13 protein-coding genes and 1 pseudogene are annotated in these 14,887 nt (G+C 34.8%); 4 read left to right on the top strand and 10 right to left on the bottom strand.

All coding sequences use genetic code 11. From position 1 onward, the window contains the following. Positions 1–262: 262 nt before the first annotated feature. From L3081_RS14755 to L3081_RS14745, 3 genes are all read left to right on the top strand, one after another. Positions 263–586, top strand: coding sequence for a hypothetical protein (locus tag L3081_RS14755; RefSeq protein WP_242286847.1), 324 nt, complete (start codon positions 263–265; stop codon positions 584–586). Positions 587–630: 44 nt separating this feature from the next. Further along, entirely contained in the window at positions 631–2,403 is a 1,773-nt protein-coding gene (locus tag L3081_RS14750) for a lysophospholipid acyltransferase family protein (protein ID WP_242286846.1), read from the top strand. 159 nt (positions 2,404–2,562) lie between these two features. Next, on the top strand, positions 2,563–4,164 hold the full coding sequence (locus L3081_RS14745; protein ID WP_242286845.1) for a methyl-accepting chemotaxis protein: 1,602 nt from the start codon (positions 2,563–2,565) through the stop codon (positions 4,162–4,164). Between the two features lie 224 nt (positions 4,165–4,388). Here the strand turns inward: L3081_RS14745 and L3081_RS14740 are convergent, their stop codons facing one another. The 3 genes from L3081_RS14740 to L3081_RS14730 are packed head-to-tail and all read right to left on the bottom strand — an operon-like array spanning position 4,389 to position 5,904. Next, complete coding sequence (locus L3081_RS14740; protein ID WP_242286844.1) at positions 4,389–4,925, bottom strand: DinB family protein; 537 nt, start codon at positions 4,923–4,925, stop codon at positions 4,389–4,391. Positions 4,926–4,961: 36 nt separating this feature from the next. Next, positions 4,962–5,237, bottom strand: a complete 276-nt coding sequence (locus L3081_RS14735) for an anti-sigma factor family protein (protein WP_242287060.1) — start codon at positions 5,235–5,237, stop codon at positions 4,962–4,964. Positions 5,238–5,244: 7 nt separating this feature from the next. After that, positions 5,245–5,904 (bottom strand): sigma-70 family RNA polymerase sigma factor, encoded by a 660-nt coding sequence (locus tag L3081_RS14730; RefSeq protein WP_242286843.1) that lies wholly within the window; start codon positions 5,902–5,904, stop codon positions 5,245–5,247. A 116-nt stretch (positions 5,905–6,020) separates the two neighbouring features. Between L3081_RS14730 and L3081_RS14725 the strand changes: the two genes are divergently transcribed. Continuing rightward, positions 6,021–6,641 (top strand): HvfX family Cu-binding RiPP maturation protein, encoded by a 621-nt coding sequence (locus L3081_RS14725; protein WP_242286842.1) that lies wholly within the window; start codon positions 6,021–6,023, stop codon positions 6,639–6,641. Between the two features lie 65 nt (positions 6,642–6,706). Here the strand turns inward: L3081_RS14725 and nrtS are convergent, their stop codons facing one another. From nrtS to ubiG, 7 genes and pseudogenes are all read right to left on the bottom strand, one after another. After that, positions 6,707–6,934 carry a nitrate/nitrite transporter NrtS gene (gene nrtS, locus L3081_RS14720; RefSeq protein WP_242286841.1) on the bottom strand — a complete coding sequence of 76 codons (228 nt, stop codon included), beginning with the start codon at positions 6,932–6,934 and terminating at the stop codon, positions 6,707–6,709. A 12-nt stretch (positions 6,935–6,946) separates the two neighbouring features. Then, the gene (locus L3081_RS14715; protein WP_242287059.1) at positions 6,947–7,519 is read right to left on the bottom strand and encodes an EAL domain-containing protein; all 573 of its coding nucleotides are present in this window, start codon (positions 7,517–7,519) and stop codon (positions 6,947–6,949) included. A gap of 52 nt (positions 7,520–7,571) precedes the next feature. Continuing rightward, positions 7,572–9,224: a diguanylate cyclase domain-containing protein gene (locus L3081_RS14710; RefSeq protein ID WP_242286840.1), complete on the bottom strand. Its 1,653-nt coding sequence runs from the start codon at positions 9,222–9,224 to the stop codon at positions 7,572–7,574. Between the two features lie 369 nt (positions 9,225–9,593). Further along, positions 9,594–9,878, bottom strand: a complete 285-nt coding sequence (gene yfaE / locus L3081_RS14705; protein WP_242286839.1) for a class I ribonucleotide reductase maintenance protein YfaE — start codon at positions 9,876–9,878, stop codon at positions 9,594–9,596. A gap of 20 nt (positions 9,879–9,898) precedes the next feature. After that, positions 9,899–11,030, bottom strand: a pseudogene (gene nrdB, locus L3081_RS14700) (class Ia ribonucleoside-diphosphate reductase subunit beta). Positions 11,031–11,204: 174 nt separating this feature from the next. Further along, on the bottom strand, positions 11,205–13,475 hold the full coding sequence (gene nrdA / locus L3081_RS14695; RefSeq protein ID WP_242286838.1) for a class 1a ribonucleoside-diphosphate reductase subunit alpha: 2,271 nt from the start codon (positions 13,473–13,475) through the stop codon (positions 11,205–11,207). A 587-nt stretch (positions 13,476–14,062) separates the two neighbouring features. Next, positions 14,063–14,782: a bifunctional 2-polyprenyl-6-hydroxyphenol methylase/3-demethylubiquinol 3-O-methyltransferase UbiG gene (gene ubiG, locus L3081_RS14690; RefSeq protein ID WP_242287058.1), complete on the bottom strand. Its 720-nt coding sequence runs from the start codon at positions 14,780–14,782 to the stop codon at positions 14,063–14,065. Positions 14,783–14,887 lie beyond the last annotated feature (105 nt).

The following is a 14,887-nucleotide window of genomic DNA, read 5'->3' as shown; positions in this document are numbered from 1 at the left end:
CCCGAAGTTAATGATTGGGTTTGGCCTTATAGTTAAATTAAGTTTAATGTGAAACTGAATAGTTAATATATTGAATTAATTATAAACTTTTATGAAAAGCATATTGTTGAATAATAGTGAGTTTACTAACCTAAGTAGGCTGATTTTCAATAATATGTTTTTTTATTTTGTAACCTTTAGATACGTTTGTTCATCTAAAAATAAAGCATGAGAATCATTGTGCTAATTTGAAGATAAATCATCAAGTGTATTGGAGGTTAATATGTGTAGTACACCAAAACCAAAAACTAAAGTGAAAGGTAAAACGGCAGGCGGTGGTAGTTTATTATCAACGATGAGTACTGAGGCAAGAAGTCGCTTTGCTGAGCGCGCTAATATTGCCCAAGAACGACGAGATAACATTGCCTTGAAACGCCAACAAGAAAAACGTCAACATGCGCTTGTTTCCAAGGGAGTAAAGAAAGTAGCGAGTAATTCAGCTAAAATACCTGAAACACAGCAAAGAAATTTAAGCTATTGGTTTTTTAAAGCCAGTGTCAAAGATTTGTTTGTTATGTTGTTTTTTGGTAAATCCAAACTAGTTTAGTGTGGTTTCTAATAAGTTAATTTGTGTAGTAAAGTATTTTCATAATGAATAATTCAAATAAGCTCCTTTCAAATCTACGGTTGTCATCACTCGCGCCTAATACGTTTTCAGGTATTTTACTTAAAGCGGTTAGTCCTTTACTCGATCGACTATTTGGGATAAAGCAGTTACGAGAATTGTATCTAACCAATGAATTATCAGGCTTAGACAAGCAAAATTTCTCTATAAAATTACTAGAATCACTAGGTGTTCAAGTCTCTGGTGCACAAGATATTATTTCGAAATTACCGAAAACAGGGCGATGTATTGTGGTATGTAATCATCCCTATGGCATGGTGGAAGGCGTGATTATTGCTCAATTACTTACCTCCTATCGTGAAGATACCAAAGTAATGGCCAATATTGGCTTACAAATATTTAAAGAAATTGAAGACTACTTTATTTTTGCAAACCCATTAAAACCCAAAGCTGCCATCAATACCTCGGCGATTAAAAAGTGTTTTAATCATGTGAAAAACGAAGGACTATTAGTTATTTTTCCTGCAGGTAGGGTGTCTTTTTATCAAGCGGATAAACAACGAATAACCGATGGAGACTGGAATCGGTTGGCGGTTCAAATTGCTAATAAAACCCAAACACCCATTTTACCTGTGTATATTTCTGGTACTAATAGTCAGTTATTTCATCAAATGGGTAGAATCTATTATCGATTTCGATTGTTAATGCTTGCCCGTGAAATGTTGAAATTACAACAGCATGAAATAACCTTAAAAACAAATAGTTTAATTCAACCTAAACAACTCAATGAATTTGATAGTATTGATAAAATGAATGATTTTTTACGATTGCAGTGTTATTTAAATGATGAAAAGTATTTTACTGCGTGGCAGACAGATGATGAGCCCACCGTATTTGAAGATATCATTCCATCGGCAAGTGGCTCAATTTTAACAGCGGAATTATCTTGCTTACCCACTGAACAATGCCTATTACAGTTTAAAACTTTTACTGTGTATTATGGTTATCAGCATCAAATACCTGTTTGTGTGCAAGAAATTACACGCTTGCGAGAAGTTACCTTTAGAACACTAAATGAAGGTAGTGGTGAGCCTTGTGATACGGATAAATTTGATGCGACCTACATGCATTTATTTATCTTTGATCATAAAGAGCAAGAAATAATTGGTGCGTATCGTATTGGTCAAACAGATTTATTGCAACAAAAGGAGGGCGTGTCGCAGCTTTACCTTGCGCAAATATTTAACTTTCAGCCAGAGTTTATTAACCAACAAGAACCTTGTTTAGAAATGGGAAGGTCTTTTATTATTGAAAAATACCAGAATAGTTATTATGGACTATTATTATTATGGAAAGGCATTGGCGCTTTCGTTTGTCAACATCCTAGGTATAGAACCCTGTATGGTACGGTATCATTAAGTAAGTTATACGATCCACGTTCGGTTGCTTTAATCGATAAAGTCATGGTATCTAACAATCAAGGTGTTCAAGCTAAAGCAATGTTTAATGGACAACTTCATCCGGAAGTTAACGATTTTATAGATGAAAAACCGTTAACATTAACACAGCTATCGGCATTAGTAATGGGCATTGAAAAAGACAACAAAGATATTCCTATCCTTTTAAAACAGTACCATAAATTGGGTGCAAAATTTCATTGTACAGGAATTGATGTAAACTTTAATCAAACCCCTGGCTTACTTCTCAGTGTTGATTTGCCTAGTGCCCCTGAAAAATTGTTGAAGCTTTACCTTGGCAAAGGTAAAGAGAAATATTTACATGAAGGCAATAAACGATAATTTAGATAAAATAATTTTCAGGAAACTGTTATTCTCTCTTATAGAATAAAAGTATCATTTAGCGAATGAGTTGAAAAAAGGGTTTTAATAACGTCTAGTGCATCCTGCACTGTTATCTAATACTCCCACAATAAAAACCCTTTATATAGCGAGAAGTTTATGAATTCTATCAGTAAAAAAGTATTAATTGGCTATGTATTTGTACTCATGGTTGCAATTGCGGCCTCGGTAACTTTGTTTGGTGTTGCTAGTGAGGTGAATCAACGAACAAATCACTTTATAGGTCAAACCTTGCCAGAATTAGATACCTTGCAAGAAATGCGACTTTCCTTGGATAGTTTACAAATTTCCGCCTATGGGTTTTACGGCACAGTGATTGAAGAAAGTGAATTTTCTCGTGTGATAAGTGACAATAAAAAACAGTTCGACCGGCTATTAAAAACGAATAGTATGATGACAGCCTATCAAGAAAGTAAGCCAATTATGGTAGAAATAACAACTCTATTTGCCATTATGGAACGACTGCAAGGTGTTATGACTGCAGATTCTGTCGACTGGGATAGTGCACGCAATATCCTAGTAGAAGTTGATGAGCACTCGAAAAACATTGCCTTTCAACTAAATAAAATTAAAGAGGATGTTAGTAGTAGTGCCAATAGTAGCTCGAAAGAAATAAGTACGGAAATTGCCAACATCCAACTATTAGTCTTAGCACTGTTAGCAAGTATTGTTACCGTAGCCATTGTTGCTTATGCTTATTCTCATAAAAAAATTGCCTTGCCTATTCGTGAACTTGCCAAAGAACTTGACCACGTGGCGCAAGACTATGATTTAACCGTTACAGTGCCAGAAAATTCCAAAGATGAAATTGGTATTGCTGCGGGAAGTGTTAACCGACTACTTAAAGCGTTTCTCCTTGGTATTAACGATGTTAGAAGTGTAGCCAATAACATTAATGGCTTAGTTAGCGTATTGGCACAGTCATCAGAGAATGCTGATGATCAAGTTAAATTACTCAATGAAAAAATTGAATCACTGCTATCACGAATGATGACCTTGGAAGATCAAATTAAGTTAAGTTTTCAGCAGTCAAATAATGTGTCACAGAAAGCTGAAAAAGGCGCGCAAGAAGTAGAAAAAGGGGCGCAACAAGTTGCTAAAGCATCGGTAGGTATTTCTTCATTGGCGAGTGATATCGAAATCTCATCAGAAATGTTATTAGAACTTCGTAAATCAGGGGATAATGTTTCAGCGGTTGTGGGTACTATCGCTGAAATTGCAGATCAAACCAACTTGTTAGCGTTAAATGCAGCCATTGAAGCAGCAAGAGCAGGTGAGACTGGTCGAGGTTTTGCCGTCGTTGCAGATGAAGTAAGAACACTTGCGACACGGACACATCAATCAACCATTGAAATTAATGCCATGTTAGAGGGTATTGTCGGTTCTATTTCCCAGGTTGTTTGTTCTATGGAAAATAACCAGATTAAAGCCAGTGAAGCGGTTGAGTTATCGCAACAAACGGTTGAGTCACTTTCAGTTATTCAAGCAACTATTATGACGTTGAGCAAGGATAGCGATGAAGTAGCGAATCAGGCAAAACATTCACATAACCAAGTTATTGACATGCGTGAATGGGTTGAGCACTTTAAAACCGTGGGGGATGCTGTTCTGAAGGGCAGTATGGAAACTCATGATATTTCGGTGAAAATGACAGAGTTGGCTATTAGTTTTAACCAGTCTGTTGAGCGGTTTAGAACCTAATACCAGTTTCATTAATTAAGTGATCTATTTTATGCGTAGAAAAAATTGCCAAATACAAGGCATTTATTTCATTAACGAGTTGTTCCAATGATTAAATAAATAACGATGTAGTTGGAGGTTTTAACAAGTAGAAATGATCACATAGTAAGTGAGATTGGTATAATATTCATGCTTACATTTTGCGTGTTTTATGTTGGCAAAAGGTAAATAACCATAATTAAAAGCTAACAACAGCTTTGTTGCTTTAAATTATTCTGCTGTCCCGTTTGTCTGAGAAATGTTGCAGTAGCAGGAGCTAAACCAAATAACTGAGGCTGTGAATTTTTCTGAGCATACGATATTTGGGCTATCATGGCATAATGGTGTACTGCATGGCTGCCGGCAAACACGAGTTCTCTCGCAACAGAGGTTTGTACTTTTTGTCTGTTTTTATTATGAATGGAAACTTCTGTTGCTAGCGTAATTGATTGTCTCAGCTGATTCGACGTGAGAGTCTGAATCCAGTTGCTTATTTCATTTAGTTTTTCTATTGCACGTCGTGGACATGATTCGAATTCACAACCGCGTTCTCTAATATCATAATCAATTAAATTCATTTCCAAGCCTGTAATGATCGCTTGGTAATGATCGATAATATGCCGCATATGAGCGCCGGCTGAACTAATAAAATTAGGCGATATGATTGCGGTATAATCTTCTTCAGAAATGTGCGTTAGATATGAAAGGCCTTGTTCGAGAATGGCCAATTGACTTGCGATCATTTTATGGTATTTCCAATATTATATTAAAGGATAAAACTACTTTTTTGTTCGGCTTTTCAAAATTGCTTCAATCAACTCTTCAGGAATAGTTTCTACGGGTTCCGTTTTTTTAATATCTGCTTGTGTATTACGAATTGTATTGATATAACCTTGGACATAAGCTCTGCATTCAGAGCACATGCTCAAATGTAGTTTAAATTTAATTCTTTCAGCATACGATAATTGCCCTTCATGAAAATCATATAAAAAGTTATCTACTTCTTCACAAGTTAACATGCCAGGGACATATCGAGTCATTAATCGTTTAATCATTAACACGTTAATTCACCTTCCAATTATTTTCTAAATTTTCTTTGTCTTGTTGCTCTAAAATTGCTTTTAAAAGCAATCTAGCTCGGTGTAATTGCGTTTTCACTGATGCTTCAGAGATAAACAATAATGCTGCTGTTTCTTTAGTATTCATCTCTTGGATGTCTCTAAGTAGCAAAACGTTACAGTATTTTTCAGGAAGTTGATAAATAATTTCTGTCAGCGATAATTTAGTTTCTTTTTGTTCAAAAATAGCTTCAATAGTATTCCCTAAACTTTGACCTAATTCATCTGTTTCGCTATCGCTAAACACTGTGCGTTCGCCAAATTCATTATAATGTTGAGTAAAGTCATCTAATGAGGTTGTCTGTTGTCTTTTGCGTTTTCTGATCATCATTAATGCTTCATTTACGGTAATTCGATGTAACCAAGTAGCTAAACTAGCGTCCTTATTAAACGATATAATATTTTTAAATACTTGAATAAATGCTTTTTGCAGACATTCTTGGGCATCATCATCGTTATTAAAAAAACGTCGCGCAATGGCATACATTCTCGAACTGTATTGCCTTACTAAAGTTTCATAGGCACAATTGTCATTATTGAGAAGACCATCAATGAGTTGTTTTTCATTTTCTAGGTCTTGAGGGGGACTCGTTTGTTTTTTCAAAAAAGTTGTAACCTTTATTATTCGATAGCATCAAATCATTAAACTAACGAATATTCATCTAAAAATCACTATTTAATACATCGTTATTCTAAATAGTATTTTGTAAGGAGTAGACTTTGAAATCGCACTTAATAAAAATCCACGCATTATTGAATAAAACCCGAAAATTAGATTTTTTAGCCCCTTTTATGTTGAGGATGTACTTAGTACCTGTTTTTTGGATGGCAGGCACTAAGAAAGTTGAAGGCTTTGAGGGAATTGTTGAATGGTTTGGAAATACCGAGTGGGGTTTAGGCTTACCGTTTCCTTTTTTGATGGCAATTTTAGCTACCGCAACTGAATTTTTTGGTGCTATAGCACTTTTCTTTGGTGTTGCCGTAAGATGGTTTTCAATTCCGTTGATGATTACTATGATTGTTGCCGCCGGAACAGTTCATTGGGACAACGGTTGGCAGGCTATTACTGACCCGAGTGCGCCATTTGCTACCGAACGCGTAATAGAAGCTTCAAACAAGTTGGCTATTGTCAAAGAAGTATTGCAAGAACACACTAACTACGATTACATAACCTCTTCGGGCAGTGTTGTGATGTTAAATAATGGTATCGAGTTTTCTGTTACCTATTTTATCATGTTATTAGCGCTATTATTTATGGGTGCAGGACGTTATGTGAGTGTTGATTATTGGGTTGAACGCGCTTTATACAAAGAGCAAAGAGCGCTTAATACAAACTATTAAGCCGTGTGATATAAAGCTGTTAAATAAACTCTTGCCAGGAACAACTGCTGTAAATGTATCTTATTTTAGTGGTTGAGTTTCGACTCAACACTACTATAGGTAGACACTAAATAGGGTACTAAATAGGTTAATAATATTTTCAATATATGGTGTAGTTGAATTTCACCAGAGAAAATTATATCTCCATGGTTAATTAACATCAGCAGCGTTCCAACAATCATCGCTACTTTTAATGAGCGTTTTAACGTGTTTTTTTCAATGGCGAGAGAAAACCAGTTTATTATCTTGTTCATGTCGTTAAAGCCTTAACCGTTATTTCTAACCATTGCATTTGTCATGAATGAGATAAGCTTATCTTTTTCCAATGGTCTGCTATACCAGTAACCTTGTATCTCATCACAGTGAATACTTTTTAGAAAATCAACATGGGCTAATTCTTCTACGCCTTCAGCAATCAAAGATAAGTTAAGATTTTTCCCTAAAGCAACAATCGTACTGATGATGGCTTTATCTTCATTATTTTCGTGACAATCTTTAACAAACGATTGATCTATTTTGAGTTTATCTATGGGAAAACGTTTTAAGTAAGAGAGGGAAGAATAACCCGTGCCAAAATCATCAATTGAGAGTTGTATACCATTTTTCTTTAGTTGATTAAGTACGCATAAAGTCATTTCTTCGTTATGCATAAAGACACCTTCGGTGATCTCTAGTTCTAAGTTTTTGGCATCTAATTCTGTGTTTTCTAACGTTTGCTGAACTGTTTGTAAAAAATCAGGATGAGAAAATTGACGTGGTGATACATTCACCGCAACAACGATGTCTTCATGGCCTAAACTGATTAAGGTTTTAGTAAACAAACATGCTTGCTCAAGAATCCATTGGCCAATAGGGACGATTAAACCAGACTGTTCTGCTAAAGGGATAAATTCAGTTTGGTGATACTATGTTATCGTTACGTTTCCACCTAACTAAGGTTTCTATACCGGTTATTTTCTGTTGAGCTAAGTTTAACTGAGGTTGAAAAACCAAAAATAATTCATCTTTTGTAATTGCATTTCTTAAATCATCAATCATGTTGGCATTATGGGTAATGTCGTGCTCAAGATCGGAACAAAATAAAGAAAAGTATTCGTGTTGGTTAGCTTGAGCAATCGACAGGGCAGAGAATGCATTTTTGATTAAACGGTTTTTATCTTGACCATGGGTTGGGTATAAGCAAAATCCAAAGTCTAACTCAATAAAGAATTCGCCGTATTGTGTAATAAGCGGTTTTTCAGCTATATGGCAAATTTGTTTGGCAATACGTTGTAACGATGCTTTGTCATTCTCGCCACGGCTAATTAAAGCAAAGTGGTTTTCATTAAGATGATAGAAAATGAATTCGTTAACGAAGGCGTTATTTAGGTGCTGACAAAACTTAAGTACTAAATCATTACAGACTTCAACACCATAGGCTGTCACGAGTTCATTAAAACTTCTAATAGAAAATATGCCCAAAGAAAATTCTTTTTGACGTTTTATTTCAGAGATTAAATCATCATCAAGCTTATATTGATTGGGCAGATGAGTTACTTGATGATAAAAGGCTAATTTTTTAACTTTCTCTTCTGCTATTTTTCGTTCGGTAATATCTATTATGTGAATGTCATACGCATTGATATCGGGTAAATAATTAATATTGTATTGTAAAACAAATTGTTTAATTGTTTGTTCAACAGAAATAGACTGCAATTTACTCTTTATTATTTTTTTGCACAGGGCAGAATAATTATGAGGTAGCAATTTATGTATTTCTTCATTCGTGTATTGCAACTTAAGTAACAATGCTTCACATGCGGGGTTAGAAAAACTAATATTTCCTTTGTTGTTAATACTCAAAATAGGGTTAGGATTACGATGAGGAAATAATGCTAAACGGTTCATCTTGGCATTATTTACAATAGATTGTCTTATATACCATGCAATAAGAGCACCCAATAGAATAATACTAAAGCTATAAAAAACCACCATAGTGTGACTCTTCGCCACTTGTTTATGGGTGGCATTTTTAGCGCTCATTACGTTCTTTTGAGTCTCCATTTTTATCGTTTCTAATACGGGCGTTATTTCACGCCTAGTCGCGGATATTTGGGCTAATATAACTCTTAATTCATCCCAATAGTCATTTGCATCATATTGATCTCTGTTTTGGATTGTCGTATGAAATTTTGTGAATAAAAGTTCTATTTGCTTTTGGCTTTCAGCAATTAATTGACTTTCATTAGTAAATGAACCTTGCTGAGTAATTAGCAAGTATTGCGCAGTGAGTATTTGATTAAATTCATTTTGTTTTGATAAAAATAATGAGTTGTCTTGTGTGACAAAATACTCGTAAATATTGCGTTCTTGAGCAATTAATATTTCAATAATTTGGTTAGAACTATTTAAAATAGGAATATATTTATTGACCAGTTCATACGTGTTTTGTTCTATTTTAGTTGAAGATTTATAAACAATATAAGAAAGTGACAGCCCTAAAATAAGGGCTAAACCAGAAAATAATATGGCTCGAAACAAGTAGGGTTTTAAAAATCCATTCATTTTATATACTTCATTTTAATTCACACGAAAAAAGGCAGTTAGAGGTAAGTTAGTCATTATAACCATTAACAATAAGCTACAGCCTTGTAGCGCACTTGTCAAAATCAATAACGTTCTATATAAACTTTAATTATCGACAAATTTAAGACGGAATTAAAATAACTTAATGGAATTGTTATTAATACCAATCTCAGCAACTATGTGATCACTTTTACTTGCTAAAACCACCCACTATATCGTTGTTTATTTAATCATTAGACCAACTAGTTATTGAAATAAATGCCTTGTATTTGGCAATTTTTTCTACGTATAAAATAGATCACTTAATTAATGAAACAGGTATAAGTTAACAAGGCTAATCAGAAATGGTTATTCAAGTGTTAAAGTAATATCGGTAATCGGGATACAGCAACAGGGCAAAATTTCATTTTCGCCCACATAGGCTAAAGGTTCACCGTTAGGGTAAGACACCTCACCGTTGAGTGTGACTCTGCAAGCACCACAAAATCCGTCTCGGCAGTGATAGTGCACTTCAACATCTGCCTGCTCTAAACATTCTAATAGCGTTTGCTTATTTTCTGTAAACGCTATTATTTTTCCGTCAGCACTAATGTTGGGTATTAACTCAGCACAAGGTTTAGTTGAAACAGACATGAACTAGTATTGAATAATATTTATAAATCAAAATCATCAAATTCATCAGCTTCAATACTCGAATCAACTTGTCCAACTAAGTAACTTGATATTTCAGTTTCTTGTGGGGCAACTTGTACATTATCACTGACTAAATAAGCGTTCATCCATGGTAACGGGTTACTTTTTATGTTGAACGGTGCACTAAAGCCAATTGATGTAAGTCGTTGATTTGATATGTATTCAATATACTGATTTAATATTTCAGCGTTCAAACCAATCATTGAGCCATCTTTAAATAAATATTGAGCCCATTCTTTTTCTTGATCGACAACATCGAGGAATATTTGTAACCCCTCTTGACGCATATCTTTACTAACTTCAGCCATTTCAGGGTCATCTTTTCCTGACATCCAAAGATTCAACATATGCTTGGGTTCCAGTTAAGTGAAGTGCTTCGTCACGTGCAATAAGCTTAATTATTTTGGCATTGCCTTCAAGTAACTCTCGTTCTGCAAACGCAAATGAGCAGGCAAAACTAACATAAAAGCGTATCGCCTCAAGTGCATTAACCGAACAAACAGCTAAGAACAAGCGCTCTTTAAGTTTTCTGGTGCTAACCTCTATCGATTTACCTTCAACGTCATAAACACCTTCACCTTGTGATTGCAGTAATTGTGTGGTGATAATTACATCATCAAAATATTTAGCAATGCTGCTAGCGCGTTTTAAAATGGCAGGGTTAACAATAATATCGTCAAAAACATCACCAGGCTCTGTAAATAAATTACGTAGAATATGCGTGTAAGAACGAGAATGAATCGTTTCACTAAATGCCCAAGTCTCTACCCAGGTTTCAACTTCAGGTAAAGAAACTAAGGGTAATAAAACCGCATTCACTGAACGAGCAGCCATTGAATCAAGTAATGTTTGATATTTTAAGTTTGAAATAAAAATATGTTTTTCTGATTCAGTTAAACCTTGCCAGTCAGACCTATCTTTTGAAACATCAACTTCTTCGGGACGCCAAAAAAATGAAAGTTGTTTTTCAATCAATCTTTCAAAAGCAATATAGCGTTGTTGATCATAGCGAGAAACATTAACACTATTACCTAAAAACATAGGTTCGAGTAAAGCATTACTGGGTGTTTGATTAAACGTGGTGTACGTCATTAGCCATTTTTCCTTAATATATTGCCAGAATAAATTCTCTAAATTTGACTCTAAAGCGTTTGGCAATAAAGAACCCAGTAACACGACCAGGTTCATATGATTTTATTGGTTTTATTGTTTCGTTATTACATGTTTGTGATTGTAAATCACCTGAGACACATTCTGTTTCAGGGCTTAAATTTTACAAGCACCACCAAGACAATCGTCATCTTCTACTTCTACATCATCACTCGCGCCATCACGAGTATTATGGTAATACATGGTTTTAACACCAAGTTTGTAGGCGGTTAAAATATCTTTTAGGATTTGTTTTACTGGCACTTTTCCCCCTTCAAATTTAGATGGATCATAGTTAGTATTAGCTGAAATTGTTTGGTCAACAAATTTTTGCATAATACCTACAAGTTCTAAATAACCTTCATTACTTGGAATATTCCAAAGTAACTCATAGTTATCTTTAAGTTTTAAATATTCAGGTACAACTTGTTTTAATACACCATCTTTACTTGCCTTAACACTAATTAAGCCACGTGGTGGCTCAATGCCGTTAGTTGCATTTGAAATTTGAGATGATGTTTCAGATGGCATTAACGCAGATACTGTTGAATTACGCACACCATGCTTTTTAATGCTTGCACGTAAAGATTCCCAATCTAAATGAAGGGGTTCGCCTGTAATATCATCGATAGACTTTTTATAAGTATCAATGGGTAAAATACCTTGTGCAAGACGTGTTTCATCAAATTTAGGACAGGCACCTTGTTCTTTCGCTAATTCGTTGGTGGCCTTTAGTAAATAGTACTGAATGGCTTCAAAGGTTTTATGGGTTAAATTATTGGCACTGCCATTTGAGTAATATAAGCCATTTTTTGCTAAATAATAGGCATAATTAATAACACCTATGCCTAAAGTACGACGAGACATACTGGCATTTCGAGCAGCCGGAATAGGGTAGTCTTGGTAATCAAGTAAACTATCAAGTGCACGTACGGCTAAATCAGCTAAAGGTTCTAATTCATCAAGTGATTCTATTGCCCCTAAATTAAATGCAGACAAAGTACACAGTGCTATTTCACCTGACTCATCATTAACGTCGCTCATCGGTTTAGTGGGTAAGGCAATTTCTAAGCATAAGTTACTTTGACGAATAGGTGCTTTACTAGGATCAAAAGGACTATGGGTATTACAATGATCAACGTTTTGCAAATAGATACGGCCAGTACTTGCACGTTCTTGAGCAAATAACGTAAATAATTCGATGGCTTTAATACGCTTTTTACGAATAGAATCATCGTTTTCATATTGCGTGTATAGTTCTTCAAATTTATCTTGGTCTTCAAAAAATGCATCGTAAAGCCCTGGTACATCACTTGGGCTGAATAATGTAATGTGACCACCTTTGATCAATCGTTGATACATAACTTTGTTAAACTGAACACCATAATCTAAATGGCGTACACGGTTTTCTTCAACACCTCGGTTATTTTTAAGTACGAGTAAACTCTCAACCTCTAAATGCCAAAGTGGATAAAACAAGGTTGCTGCACCACCACGAACACCACCTTGTGAACAGCTTTTTACCGCCGTTTGGAAGTGTTTGTAAAAAGGAATACAACCTGTATGGAACGCTTCACCATTACGAATAGCACTGCCTAACGCACGAATCCGTCCGGCATTTACACCAATACCAAGACGTTGAGAAACATATTTCACTATCGCACTTGAGGCAGCATTAATAGAATCAAGCGAATCATCACATTCAATTAACACACAAGATGAAAATTGACGGGTTGGTGTACGAACACCTGCCATAATAGGTGTAGGAAGTGATATTTTAAAGGTTGATATTGCGTTATAAAAACCTTCTACATAACTTAATCGTGTTGCTTTCGGGTATTTTGCAAATAAACAGGCGGCGACTAAAATATATAAAAATTGTGCGCTTTCATAAATAGCACCATTAACACGGTTTTGTACAAGATATTTACCTTCAAGTTGCTTAACTGCAGCATAACTGAAGTTTAAATCACGACTGTGATCTAAAAACAACGACATATGTTCGAAATCACTTTTGTCGTAATCAACTAACAAGTGTTGATCATATTTTCCTGATTCAACCATATTTACCACATGGTCGTATAATGAAGGGGGTTCAAATTGACCATACGCTTTCTTACGAAGATGAAATACTGCAAGCCTAGCGGCTAAATATTGGTAATCAGGCGTTTCCTCAGATATTAAATCCGCAGCAGCCTTAATAATAGTTTCATGAATATCCGCTGTTTTAATACCATCATAAAATTGTATATGTGATTTCAATTCAACTTGAGAAACTGACACATGGTCAAGATTCTCTGCAGCCCAAGCGATAACGCGATGAATTTTTTCTAAATCGATGGGTTCTTTTTCGCCATTCCGTTTGGTAACAAAAAGATAATTATTCATGAAAGACCTGTGGTGTAAATTATGATTATTTTCTTTAGCATATATTACACATTACATGTAAGTTAATCACTAAAGTGCGCTTAGTTAGTTCTAATTTTTAGAAACTTTAATTTAATATGCATACTTATGGTGTGCACACAACATCTAGGGTTTTTTATAAAGTTAGACACAAGATAGTGAGGTTTTTGTCTTTTTGCAAGACATAAAAACAGCTTGCTTTTATGATATTTTTATTTGTCGTCGTTAGGTTAGCGATGACTAACCTAGTAACGTTAAAAGGTTTTGTAACTTGACAAAATCAATCATTATTTTAAAAAATAATTTTAAATGAAAATATTTTAATTAATTTTTACAAGTTTATATATCCATTTGTAATATTAAAAATAAATCACTTTAATATCAATGAGTTGCAGTGATTGTTTTTAGTTTAACCGATATGGGTAAAAAAGAATCAAGGAGTAAATATGCTATATAGAAAGTATACTTGGTTCTGATTAATCGTTTGGAATAAAACAAATTAACAAAGCATATTTTTGAAAAATTACTCAATCGGTTAATGTGGTTAAGGTCTACTTAACTTGACGTCCTTATACTTTTTGACAACACAAAATATAGTTAACGTCTAAACTTGATGAAAGCTTATGATTTTCAGAAAGTGGATTGTAATGAATGCCACTAGCATCGATACAATTTAAGCCACTTTCTGCTGCCCACTGAATCAACTGAGAGGGTTTTATAAATTTGTCGTGTTCATGGGTGCCATCAGGCACTAATTTAAGTATTTTTTCCGCAGCTAAAATAGCAAGAAGGTATGATTTTACGGTTTTATTTAACGTGGAAAAAAACACTAAACCACCAGGTTTAACTAAATTTGCGCACGCATTAACTATAGAAGCAGGCTCAGGGACATGTTCTAACATTTCCATACATGTCACCATATCGAATTGTTCATGGCAATGTAGTGCCTTTTCTTCAGCGGTTATTTTTTCATAATTTATGGTTAAACCTGATTCAAGAGCATGTAGTTTAGCTACATTGAGAGGTTCGTTACCCATATCAATACCAGTAACCTTGGCACCTAACTTCGCCAGTGATTCTGACAATATCCCGCCGCCACAACCAATATCAATAACTTCTTTAGCAAAAAGATCTGTTTGTTGCTCACTAATGTGTTGGCAAATAAATTGTACTCTTAACGGGTTAACTTGATGTAATGGCTTAAAATCACCAGACAAATCCCACCATTGACTCGCTATCTGTTCAAATTTAGCAATTTCAACCTCATTTACATTAGGTGTATCGTTAATTTCTGTCATGGTCATAGTCATGGTTATATCTAGTTGATTTTTGATTGGTTCGATTCTAAACGAATCGGCGTATTAAACAAAGAGGAAACAAGGAATAAAGTGACG

This window comes from Colwellia maritima (assembly GCF_022669015.1).
GTDB classification, from domain to species: domain Bacteria; phylum Pseudomonadota; class Gammaproteobacteria; order Enterobacterales; family Alteromonadaceae; genus Colwellia; species Colwellia maritima.
Note: the sequence above shows the minus strand (reverse complement) of the source record. Positions and strands in the feature narration are given on the sequence as shown.

Excerpts from the sequence above, each read along its gene's own strand:
- L3081_RS14755 (WP_242286847.1), top strand. The coding sequence starts at position 263 with ATGTGTAGTACACCAAAACCAAAAACTAAAGTGAAAGGTAAAACGGCA.
- L3081_RS14750 (WP_242286846.1), top strand. The coding sequence starts at position 631 with ATGAATAATTCAAATAAGCTCCTTTCAAATCTACGGTTGTCATCACTC.
- L3081_RS14745 (WP_242286845.1), top strand. The coding sequence starts at position 2,563 with ATGAATTCTATCAGTAAAAAAGTATTAATTGGCTATGTATTTGTACTC.
- L3081_RS14740 (WP_242286844.1), bottom strand. The coding sequence starts at position 4,925 with ATGATCGCAAGTCAATTGGCCATTCTCGAACAAGGCCTTTCATATCTA.
- L3081_RS14735 (WP_242287060.1), bottom strand. The coding sequence starts at position 5,237 with ATGATTAAACGATTAATGACTCGATATGTCCCTGGCATGTTAACTTGT.
- nrtS (WP_242286841.1), bottom strand. The coding sequence starts at position 6,934 with ATGAACAAGATAATAAACTGGTTTTCTCTCGCCATTGAAAAAAACACG.
- L3081_RS14710 (WP_242286840.1), bottom strand. The coding sequence starts at position 9,224 with ATGAATGGATTTTTAAAACCCTACTTGTTTCGAGCCATATTATTTTCT.
- yfaE (WP_242286839.1), bottom strand. The coding sequence starts at position 9,878 with ATGTCTGTTTCAACTAAACCTTGTGCTGAGTTAATACCCAACATTAGT.
- nrdA (WP_242286838.1), bottom strand. The coding sequence starts at position 13,475 with ATGAATAATTATCTTTTTGTTACCAAACGGAATGGCGAAAAAGAACCC.